Here is a 10443-nt window from a genome sequence, read left to right as displayed (position 1 = left end):
GCCGGGCGAACCGGCGGCCGATGTCCCCGGGGCCGCGTCCCGCTAAGCCAGGTCGTTCTGGCCGGCGGCGCGGCGTTGCATGATGTCTTCGACAATCACCAGCGCCGCCTCCAGCGTGAATTCGCCTTCTTCGACCTGACGCAGCACGGTGGCCACATCCAGCGTGGCAATGTCCATGACTTCGCCGTCCCGGTTGGCGGGGCGTGCATCGGCGGCCAGCACGCAGGTGCTGGTCAGCACGTCTTCCACCTGATAGCCCTCGGGCAGCCGGCGGTGAATGCGCAGGATGGTGCGCAGCGGCGTGCGCCTGGCCAGATGGTGCGGGTCCAGGCCGGCTTCCTCGCCGCATTCGCGCACCAGCGCCAGCTCCAGGTCTTCGCCGCTACCGGCCAGCCCGCCGCCCAGGGTGTCCCACATACCGGGATCAGTGGACTTGCTTAACGCGCGTCGCGCGACCCACATGCGGCCGTCCGGCGTCCACGCGCTCAGGTGCACGGCGTGCGTCAGCAGGCCCAGCGGGCGCACCGCCGCCCGTTCGATCACGCCGACGGGTTCGTTGCCGTCCATCACGTCCAGCAGTTCGTCGCGCCAGCCGCGCAAGCAGTTGGCTTGACGCAACAGTTGTGCGGTGTTTTCCAGCACGGCGTTCAACTCCGCGCCGGGTTTCAGGTGCGCGCCGATGTGCAGCGCGGCCTCGTCGCAGACGACGCCGGGGGCATCGCGCAAGGCATCGCAGGCCGCATGCGTGGCCCAGCCGCAGCGCCGGCCCGCCACATATAAAACGTGCGCGCCGTCGGGGGCGGGTTGCTGTGCGCGGGCGCACAGGTCGGCATACAGATCGGACAACTGCTTGGGCATCGTGGCGTGTCGTGATGAGGGTGGCGACGATTTTATGCCACACGGTTTGCAGCGCGCGTCAAGGGTCGAACGCGGGGCGAGCGCAGATGGGGGCAGGCCCCTTTTATTCAAGAGGCTTGTCTTACATCTATTTGCGTGTCCGCTATAATCCGCCAGTTTCTTTGTGATTTCGAGTGGGAACGCGGGGGCCGCTCTATCTCCCTGCTTAACCCTGCCATCTAATAATTGCGCGTAGTCCTGTTGAAGTGACACTCGTGCCACTAGGCGACAAGGGCCCTCGCGCCGTGTTTCGAGGTAAGCATGAAGAAGTGGAGAGGGATACTGGGGGCTTGTGCGATGCTGATTGGCAGCGTGGCCGGTGCTCAGGTGCAAGACATGCCCGGCGGCCCGAAGGTCAATCAGCTGAACCTGCATGAAGGCGTGACCGCAATATCACGCGACATCATGTGGCTGCATTGGATGCTGCTCACGATCTGTATCGTGATCTTCATCGGTGTGTTCGGGGTGATGTTCTATTCCATCTGGGCGCACCGCAAATCACGCGGGCACAAAGCGGCGACCTTCCATGAGCATCTGGGCGTGGAAGTCGCCTGGACGGTCATCCCTTTCATCATCGTCATCGCCATGGCCTTGCCGGCCACCAAGACGGTGGTGGCCATGAAGGACACCTCAAGCGCCGACCTCACCATCAAGGTCACCGGCTATCAATGGAAGTGGGGCTACGAATACCTCGACGGTTCCGCCGCCGGGGTCAAGTTCCTGTCCACGCTGTCCACGCCCCGCGCGCAGATCGAGAACCGCGAGCCCAAGGGCGAGTTCTATCTGATGGAAGTGGACAACCACATGGTGGTGCCGGTGGACAAAAAGGTCCGGGTCGTGCTGACCGCGGCCGACGTGATCCACTCGTGGATGATCCCGGACTTCGGCGTCAAGCAGGACGCCATCCCCGGCTTCCTGCGCGACGCCTGGTTCCGTGCCGACACCCCGGGCATCTACCGGGGTCAGTGCGCCGAACTGTGCGGCAAGGACCACGCCTTCATGCCCATCGTTGTCGAAGTCCTGGCGCAAGCCGATTACGATAAGTGGGTTGAAGACCAAAAGAAGAAAATGGCGGCAAACGCCGACGATCCTAATAAAGAGTGGACGGAAGCCGAACTGGTTGCCCGTGGCGAAAAAGTCTTCGCCGCCAATTGCGTAGCCTGTCACCAGGCCAACGGCAAGGGCATCCCGGGCAGCTTCCCACCGCTTGACGGAGACAAGGTTGTTCTGGGTCCCAAGGCGGACCAGATCAATACCGTGCTCAAGGGCAAGCCCGGCACCGCGATGGCGGCATTCGGCGGGCAGCTCAATGATGTCGAGATCGCAGCGGTCATCAGCTATACACGCCATGCCTGGAGCAATGCAGGCAAGGGGCAGGACCCGACGGTTCTACCGAAGGACGTTGCGGCCGCGCGTTGATCGCGCAGCTCTACGCCCTACACCGATAGAACCGGTTCCGTTTAGTTAGAGATACCCTGCCGGTCCCGTGGATCGGGGCCGGCACTCAGCAGGAAGGAGTCCATCATGAGCAGCGTCACTGTAGACCACGTGTCGCCGGGCCACGGCCACGGTCACGATGACCATCACCACGCCATGCCTTCGGGTTGGCGTCGCTGGCTTTTCGCCACGAACCATAAAGACATCGGGACGATGTATCTCATCTTCTCGTTTGCCATGTTGCTGGAAGGCGGCACGCTAGCCTTGCTGCTGCGTACCGAATTGTTCGAGCCGGGCCTGCAGTTCTTCCGCCCCGAATTGTTCAACCAGTTCACCACCATGCACGGCATCATCATGGTGTTCGGCGCCATCATGCCGGCCTTCGTGGGCTTTGCGAACTGGATGATCCCGATGCAGATCGGCGCATCCGACATGGCGTTCGCGCGCATGAACAACTTCAGCTTCTGGCTGCTGCCGGTGGCCGCGATCATGCTGACGGCGTCGTTCTTCGTGCCGGGCGGCGCCACCGCCGCCGGCTGGACGCTGTACGCGCCGTTGTCGTTGCAGATGGGGCCGGGCATGGACCTGGGCATTTTCGCGATGCACTTGATGGGCGCGTCCTCGATCATGGGCGCGATCAACATCATCGTGACCATCCTGAACATGCGCGCGCCCGGCCTCACGCTGATGAAGATGCCGCTGTTCTGCTGGACCTGGCTGATCACCGCGTTCCTGCTGCTGGCCGTGATGCCGGTGCTGGCCGCCGCCATCACCATGGTTCTGACCGACCGCCACTTCGGCACGGGCTTCTTCAACGCCGCCGCCGGTGGCGACCCGGTTCTGTACCAGCACGTGTTCTGGTTCTTCGGGCACCCCGAGGTCTACATCATGATCTTGCCGGCGTTCGGTATCGTGTCGGCCATCGTGCCCGCGTTCGCCCGCAAGAAGCTGTTCGGCTACGCCTCGATGGTGTACGCCACTGCGTCGATTGCCGTGCTGTCGTTCATCGTGTGGGCTCACCACATGTTCACGACGGGCATGCCGGTGACGGGCCAGCTTTACTTCATGTACGCCACCATGCTCATCTCCATCCCGACCGGGGTGAAGGTGTTCAACTGGGTCGCCACCATGTGGCGCGGTTCCATGACGTTCGAAACGCCGATGCTGTTCTCGATCGGCTTCATCTTCGTGTTCACCATGGGCGGCTTCACCGGCTTGATCCTGTCGGTGGCGCCCATCGACATCCAGGTGCACGACACCTATTACGTGGTGGCGCACTTCCACTACGTGCTGGTGGCCGGTTCGCTGTTCGCGCTATTCGCCGGCGCTTACTACTGGGTGCCGAAGTGGACGGGCCGCATGTACAGCGAAAAGCTGGGCAAGCTGCACTTCTGGTCCACGCTGATTTCCTTCAACGTGACTTTCTTCCCCATGCACTTCCTGGGGCTGGCGGGCATGCCGCGTCGCTACGCCGATTACGCCGCGCAATTCACGACCTTCCACCAGATGGCCACCATTGGCGCGTTCTGGTTCGGCCTGTCGCAGCTGATCTTCCTGTGGGCGATCATTCGTTGCTACATGGGCAAGGGTGAACCGGCGGCCGCCAAGCCATGGGAAGGTGCCGAAGGGCTGGAATGGACGGTGCCTTCGCCCGCCCCGTTCCACACCTTCGAAACCCCGCCCGAAGTGAAGTAAACCGTCTTCCACGATCCAGGTAGCACAGCAATGACTCCCGAGCAGCGCCGCCGTAACAAGATTGCAGGATGGGTCCTCGTGGCCTTTGTCATTGCCGTGTTCGGCTGGACCGTGTTTCGCGGTTCGGCGCTGCTGACGGGCAACGCGGTCGGTTAGGCCCCTCCATGAGCGACGACCTGCACGAAACCTCACGCCGCAAGCTCAGTTTCCTTCAGACGATGAAGGCGGTGGCGTGGGGGTTCTTTGGCGTACGCAAGGGCGCGGGCTACCGGGAAGACAGCGCCAAGCTGAACCCGGTGCACGTGATTCTGGCTGGGCTGCTGGCGGCGGCAATCTTCGTGACTGTGCTGGTATTAATTGTGCGTTGGGCCGTTTCCAGCCTGACTTGAATCACTTAAATCTAAATCTGTACCAGGGAGAAAGCCATGAGTGCAAGCCACTCGGTTCAAGGTAAAGAGGCACCGTACTACTTTGTGCCCGCCGACTCGGGGCACCCCGTGCGTACGGCGGTGGCGCTGCTGTTCATGGGGCTGGGCGCCGCGGCCTGGATCAACGGCGTCAGCTGGGCAAAATGGTCCGTGCTGGCGGGCTTTATCGGTTTGATCGTGGTGCTGTATTACTGGTTTGGCGACGCCATCCAGGAATCCGAAGCCGGCCTGAACAGCAAGCGCATCGACGGCTCGTACCGCTGGGGCATGAGCTGGTTCATTTTCTCGGAAGTGATGTTCTTCGCGGCGTTCTTTGGCGCCCTTTGGTACACCCGAACCGTCACCACGCCGTGGCTGGGCGACATCGACCACCGTCTGATGCTGTGGCCCGACTTCAAGGCCGCGTGGCCCAACTTCGGACCGGCCGGCGTAGTCGAAGAGTTCCAGACGGTTGGCCCGTTCTGGCTGCCCACGATCAACACCGCGCTGCTGCTGTCCTCGGGCGTCACGCTGACCATCGCCCACCATGCGCTGCGCGAAAACCATCGTGGCAAGACGATGTTCTGGCTGGCCGCCACGGTCATCCTGGGCTTTATCTTCGTGGCCTGTCAGGCCGCCGAATACCATCACGCCTACACCGAACTGAACCTGAAATTCAATTCGGGCGCGTACGGTTCGCTGTTCTACATGTTGACCGGTTTCCACGGCTTCCACGTGATCCTGGGCGCCACCATGCTGACGGTGATCCTGGTGCGCCTGATGCGCGGGCACTTTACCGCCGATCATCACTTCGGCTTTGAAGGGGCCGCGTGGTACTGGCACTTTGTAGACGTGGTGTGGCTGGGCCTGTACCTGTTTGTGTACTGGTTCTAGGCCTGCGGCGCCGCAAGTTGGGCGCCGCGCGGGAACTCCAGGGCGATAACCCTGTCGATTAACGCGCGGCGCCCGATTCCTTTTCGGGGCTTGCCGCACGCCATGGGCCGCGCGTCAGCGCAGGCCCGTGCTCTCGATCCAGCCCATGTGGTGGGCGAAAAGCACAAACAGAAACAGGGCAACCGATAGCCCGATGCGCACGGTCAGCGCATTGACGGTGCGGCTGGTGGACCCTTTGTCCCGCATCAGATAGACCAGGGCGGATGCCAGACTGGCCAGAATTCCGATGAAGGCCAGTACGACGAAAACGCGCATGGTGGTCTCCGGACAAAACAGAGTTAGCAACGATACATGGCCCGACCGCATTCAACCCGCAACACCATTGCCGCCTTGATCTTGCTTGGCATTGCCGTGGTGATTCTGGCGTCGCTCGGGCAGTGGCAGTTGCGTCGCAGCGATGAGCGACGCGCCATTCTGGCCGCTATCGAAGCGGGCCGCAAGCGAGCGCCGGTGATGCTGACGCCCGCCACGCCGTCCGATGACCTGACGCCGTGGCGTGTGGCGCAGGCCACGGGCGCGTGGCTGCCGCAATTCAGTGTACTGCTGGACAATCGCAACCACGAAGGGCGGCCGGGCTACTGGCTGGCTACCCCGCTGCTGCTGGATGGGGCGTCGCGCCAAGCCGTGCTGGTGCTGCGCGGCTGGCTGCCCCGCGTCATGCCGGGCCAGGGCGAACCGGCGCTGCCCGCTACGCCTCAGGGCTCGCAGACCATCACCGGCGAAATGGCTGAACGCGTGCCCCGCATGTTCGAATTGTGGTCGCTGGGCGGGCAGGACCAATCCGCCCTGCCCGCCACGTGGTCCGTCACGGGCGGCAAGTTGCCGCAGGTCCAGAACTTGCCGCTGGATGCCTATGCCCGCGCGACGGGGCTGCACCTGCTGCCCGTCGTGCTGACCCAGACCGGCCAGAACGGCGCCGACGGCCTGGTGCGTGACTGGCCGCAGCCGCCGGTGGATTTTCAGAAAAACACGTCGTACGCCGTGCAGTGGTTTGCGTTTGCTTCAATTGCCGCCATCGCATGGCTGGTGGTGCTGGGGGGCGCCATCAAGCGCATGCGCCAGCGCGCGAGACAAGGTCCAAAGCCTTGAGCGCGCATCAATGAAAGACTTTTCCAGGATATAAAGTGGCTCGCGACATTTCATCCCGTCCGCCCGCGCGCAAGCGCTCGTTGATGCCCATGGTGCTGGTGTTCCTGTGTTCGCTGGCGCCCATCGTGGCCGCCTTCGTCGTCTACATGAACCCGCAGTGGTGGCCATCAGACTCCAGCAACTACGGCGCGCTGGTCTCGCCCCAGCGGCCCATGCCCGCCGCCGCCGACCTGAAGCTGACCACCCTGGACGGCAAGCCCTTCGACCTGCAAAGCCTCAAGGGCAAATGGCTGCTGGTGGCCGCCGACGGCGCGGCCTGCCCGGAAAGCTGCGCGCGCAAGCTCTACATCACGCGCAACACGCATGCCAGCCAGGGCAAGAACGTGGACCGCCTGGCGCGCGTCTGGTTCATCACCGACGATGCCCCCGTGCCGGAAAAGGTGCTGGAAGCCTATCAGGGCACCGTCATGCTGCGCGTGAACCCGGATCAGCTTGCCCGCTACCTGTTGGCCCGCGATAGCGCCGCCGGGCAGCCGCCGTTGCAGGACCCCATCTGGGTGATCGACCCGCTGGGCAACCTGATGATGCAGTACCCTGCCGATGCCGACGGCGTCAAAGTCCGCAAGGACATCAGCAAGCTCGTCTATAACTCGCGCATCGGTTGATGGATTTCTGCCGACGGGCGCGGGCATTTCCTTTTTTTCCTGGTTGACATGGAACGCATCAAAGCGCGTTATCGCAAGCTCGTATTCTTCACCTGGTTCCTGACGCTGGACCTCATCATGTTTGGCGCCTTCGTGCGCCTGACGGATTCCGGCCTGGGCTGCCCCGACTGGCCCGGCTGCTATGGCAGCGTGACGCCGCTAGGCGCGCAGGGCGACATCCACCAGGCGTCGCAAGCCATGCCGTTCGGCCCCGTGACCATGTCCAAGGCCTGGATCGAAATGATCCACCGCTACGTCGGTTCCATCCTGGGCATGCTCATCATCGGCATCGTCTACATGGCGTGGCGCTATCGCCGTGAATTGGGCCGATCGCCCGCGCTGGCCGTGACCACCCTGGTGGCCGTGTGCGTGCAGGGCGCGTTCGGCGCGTGGACCGTCACGCACAAGCTGATGCCCGCCGTAGTGACGGCGCATCTGGTGTTTGGCTTGTCGGTGCTGGCGCTCATGACCTGGTTGTCGGCGCGTGAACGCCCGCACGTCGCGATCGCGGCGGCGGCCAGGCGCTGGAAGCCGTGGGTGGCGGTGGGCTTTGGCCTGCTGCTGGTGCAGGTGACGCTGGGTGGCTGGGTCAGCACCAACTACGCGGCGCTGGCCTGCATGGACTTTCCCATGTGCCACGGGCAGTGGGTGCCGGACATGGACTTCCACGGCGGCTATTCGGTGATCCGTGGCCTGGGTGAATTGCCCTCGGGCGAAATGATCTCGCAGCCCGCGCTGACCGCCATTCACTGGGTGCACCGCAATTTTGCCTTCGTCGTGTTCCTGTACCTGGGCACGCTGGCATGGCGGTTGCGCGCCGAACCGGGCCTGCGCGGCCCGGCCACGCTGATGTTGGCGCTGTTGGCAGCGCAACTGTTCACGGGCCTGACGACCATCTTTTTCCAGTGGCCCCTGCTGATCGCGGTGTTGCACAATGGGGGCGCGGCCGGTTTGACATTGGCCGCCGTGGTGCTGATGGTGCGCTTGTCCACGGCGGGAAGCGCGCCGGCAGGGGGCTATGGCCCCAATTCGGTGCGCGTTTAAAATAGGGTCCACTATGACCAGTCTTGCCGCTCCTCAACCCGGATTGCTCCGCCAATACCTCGTCCTCACCAAGCCGCGCGTTACGCAGCTGGCGGTGTTTTGCGCGGTCATCGGCATGTTTCTCGCCGTGCCGGGCGTACCCGATATGCGCCGCGTGCTGTTCGGCACCATCGGCATCTGGCTGCTTGCCGCAGCCGCCTTCGCCATCAATTGCCTGATCGAACAGGAAGTCGATGCACGGATGCTGCGCACGGCGCGGCGCGCCACCGCGCGCGGCACCATTTCGGCTTTCCAGGTATTAAGCCTGTCCGGCTTGCTGGGCGGCGCGGGCATGTTCGTGCTGTACACGCTGGTGAACCCGCTGACCATGTGGCTGACGTTTGCCACCTTTGTCGGCTACGCCGTTATCTATACCGTCATCCTCAAGCCGCGCACGCCGCAGAACATCGTGATCGGCGGCCTGTCGGGCGCAATGCCGCCCGCCCTGGGCTGGGCGGCGGTGGCCGATGCGGTTCCGGCCGAAGCCTGGGTGCTGGTGCTGATCATCTTCATCTGGACGCCGCCGCACTTCTGGGCGCTGGCGCTGTACCGCAACCATGACTACGCCAAGGCCGGCCTGCCGATGCTGCCGGTCACACACGGCAACCAGTTCACGCGCCTGCACATCCTGCTCTATAGCGTGGCGCTGGTGGCAACAACGCTGTTGCCCTACGCCATCCGCATGAGCGGCGTGCTGTATCTGCTGTCGGCGCTGGTGTTGGGCGGCATGTTCGTGTCGTATGCGTGGCGGTTGTACCGCGCCTATAGCGACGAACTGGCGCGCAGCATGTTCCGCTTTTCCATTCTCTACCTGGCGCTGCTGTTCGGCGCCCTGCTGGTGGACCACTGGGTCGGCCTGCTGCGCTGACCCCTGGAGGTTGTTGATGTCCGTGTTTTCCGCCAGCCGCCGGCTGGGCCTGCGCCTTGCCGCTGCCACCGCCCTGACGGTTCTTGCCGGCGCGCTTGCCGCTTGCGGCGACGCCGCGCCCAAGTTCAAGGGCAGCGACATCAGCGGCACCCAATTGGGCCGTGGCATGGAACTGACCGACACCAACGGCAAGAGCCGCCAGTTGTCTGACTTTGCCGGCAAGGTCGTGGTGGTGTTCTTCGGGTTCACGCAGTGTCCCGACGTGTGTCCCACGTCGCTGGCAGAGCTGACCGAGGTGATGAAAAAGCTGGGACCGGACGCTGAGCGCGTGCAGGTGCTGCTGATCACGGTGGACCCGGAGCGTGACACGCAGGAAGTGCTCAAGCAATACGTGACGGCATTCGACCCGCGCTTTTTGGGCCTGACCGGCACGCCGGATCAGATCAAGAAGGCGGCGGCTTCGTTCAAGGCGTACTACGCCAAGGCGCCCACCAAGGACGGCAACTACACGATGGATCACACCGCCGCGTTCTACCTGATTGATGGCAAGGGTGAATCGCGCGTGCTGGCCAACAACAACCTGGGCGTGGACGCGCTGACGCACGATATCCAGGCGCTGCTGAAGAACTGAGAGGGGTAGCGCCCGCGAAGGATCCGGGCAACAGTCCACCCACGGATCCACAAAAAATTCAGCGGGCCGTCGCGCCCGCCGCAGCCCAGCCGGCCAACGCCGCCCGGGCTTTTTCATTCAGTTCGGCAACCGCGATGTCGTGGCGGTGCGAGATGATCATCAAGGCATAAGGCGTGGCCAGCGCCGCCGCTTCCGGGCACAGGCGCGATTCGTCGCCGACCGACGGCGAGACGTTGCGCCAGTAGTTGATTGCCTGTTCGAGCTGGGGCAGGGAAATGGAATCCATCCGCCTATTGTCCACGAATGCACAAGGCTGTCCACCGGCGCGGAACGCGCTGCAACGCCTGCAAAGAAGCGTCACCATCGCAACATGCCGAAACCGCGCCCGGGTGCTATACCGATGCCGGTTAGTTACGATGGAGCATCGTCATGAATACATCTACCCGAATTCAAAGCCCGCGCAGCGGCTTGCACCCACTGGTTGCGGCAGCCGCCATCGCCGTGATCGTCATGTGCGCCGTGGGCGTGGCTGCGGTGATGGGCTGGTTGCCGTCGCCCTCGGCCAATCCGCACGCTGATACGCCCGTGGCCGAAGCCAGCCCCGAGAGCGCCAACCTGGCGCCCGCGCCAGAGCCCGCCCCGGCGCCGGCGACGCGCCAGGCGCAGCAAGCCGTACCC

General features: G+C 63.7%; 13 protein-coding genes and 1 pseudogene. 11 read left to right on the top strand and 3 right to left on the bottom strand.

The annotated features are described in order from the left end of the window. Positions 1–42 precede the first annotated feature (42 nt). Positions 43–858 (bottom strand): NUDIX hydrolase, encoded by an 816-nt coding sequence (locus ACNPP0_RS26880; protein WP_448707516.1) that lies wholly within the window; start codon positions 856–858, stop codon positions 43–45. Positions 859–1158: 300 nt separating this feature from the next. On the opposite strand from ACNPP0_RS26880, the gene coxB reads away from it, so the two are divergent. The 5 genes from coxB (at position 1159) to ACNPP0_RS26855 (ending at position 5330) form a co-directional block, all read left to right on the top strand. After that, positions 1159–2316, top strand: coding sequence for a cytochrome c oxidase subunit II (coxB, locus tag ACNPP0_RS26875; protein WP_039882609.1), 1158 nt, complete (start codon positions 1159–1161; stop codon positions 2314–2316). 105 nt (positions 2317–2421) lie between these two features. Further along, on the top strand, positions 2422–4029 hold the full coding sequence (gene ctaD, locus ACNPP0_RS26870) for a cytochrome c oxidase subunit I (RefSeq protein ID WP_046805293.1): 1608 nt from the start codon (positions 2422–2424) through the stop codon (positions 4027–4029). 30 nt (positions 4030–4059) lie between these two features. Then, complete coding sequence (locus ACNPP0_RS26865; protein ID WP_046805294.1) at positions 4060–4185, top strand: cytochrome oxidase small assembly protein; 126 nt, start codon at positions 4060–4062, stop codon at positions 4183–4185. An 8-nt stretch (positions 4186–4193) separates the two neighbouring features. Next, positions 4194–4418: a DUF2970 domain-containing protein gene (locus ACNPP0_RS26860; RefSeq protein ID WP_006216869.1), complete on the top strand. Its 225-nt coding sequence runs from the start codon at positions 4194–4196 to the stop codon at positions 4416–4418. A gap of 36 nt (positions 4419–4454) precedes the next feature. Further along, on the top strand, positions 4455–5330 hold the full coding sequence (locus ACNPP0_RS26855; RefSeq protein ID WP_332609025.1) for a cytochrome c oxidase subunit 3: 876 nt from the start codon (positions 4455–4457) through the stop codon (positions 5328–5330). Between the two features lie 114 nt (positions 5331–5444). Here ACNPP0_RS26855 and ACNPP0_RS26850 read toward each other — a convergent pair whose 3' ends face one another. Further along, complete coding sequence (locus ACNPP0_RS26850; protein ID WP_006216871.1) at positions 5445–5645, bottom strand: twin transmembrane helix small protein; 201 nt, start codon at positions 5643–5645, stop codon at positions 5445–5447. A gap of 36 nt (positions 5646–5681) precedes the next feature. On the opposite strand from ACNPP0_RS26850, the gene ACNPP0_RS26845 reads away from it, so the two are divergent. The 5 genes from ACNPP0_RS26845 to ACNPP0_RS26825 are packed head-to-tail and all read left to right on the top strand — an operon-like array spanning position 5682 to position 9765. Beyond that, a complete protein-coding gene (locus ACNPP0_RS26845; protein WP_448707515.1) occupies positions 5682–6479 on the top strand; it encodes an SURF1 family protein in 798 nt (265 codons plus the stop codon). A 35-nt stretch (positions 6480–6514) separates the two neighbouring features. Then, positions 6515–7144: an SCO family protein gene (locus ACNPP0_RS26840; protein ID WP_332609020.1), complete on the top strand. Its 630-nt coding sequence runs from the start codon at positions 6515–6517 to the stop codon at positions 7142–7144. Between the two features lie 48 nt (positions 7145–7192). After that, positions 7193–8227 carry a COX15/CtaA family protein gene (locus ACNPP0_RS26835; protein WP_332609018.1) on the top strand — a complete coding sequence of 345 codons (1035 nt, stop codon included), beginning with the start codon at positions 7193–7195 and terminating at the stop codon, positions 8225–8227. A gap of 13 nt (positions 8228–8240) precedes the next feature. Then, on the top strand, positions 8241–9134 hold the full coding sequence (cyoE, locus tag ACNPP0_RS26830) for a heme o synthase (RefSeq protein ID WP_448707514.1): 894 nt from the start codon (positions 8241–8243) through the stop codon (positions 9132–9134). Between the two features lie 16 nt (positions 9135–9150). Continuing rightward, entirely contained in the window at positions 9151–9765 is a 615-nt protein-coding gene (locus ACNPP0_RS26825) for an SCO family protein (protein WP_448707513.1), read from the top strand. A gap of 58 nt (positions 9766–9823) precedes the next feature. Here the strand turns inward: ACNPP0_RS26825 and ACNPP0_RS26820 are convergent, their stop codons facing one another. After that, the gene (locus ACNPP0_RS26820; RefSeq protein WP_448707511.1) at positions 9824–10051 is read right to left on the bottom strand and encodes a DUF3717 domain-containing protein; all 228 of its coding nucleotides are present in this window, start codon (positions 10049–10051) and stop codon (positions 9824–9826) included. A 143-nt stretch (positions 10052–10194) separates the two neighbouring features. On the opposite strand from ACNPP0_RS26820, the pseudogene ACNPP0_RS26815 reads away from it, so the two are divergent. Then, positions 10195–10443 (top strand): annotated as a pseudogene (locus tag ACNPP0_RS26815) (glycine zipper 2TM domain-containing protein); the annotation flags it as partial.

The organism is Achromobacter semiaridum (genome assembly GCF_053543755.1).
The sequence above is the reverse complement of the archived record's forward strand: the minus strand, read 5'-3'. Positions and strand labels throughout refer to the sequence as shown.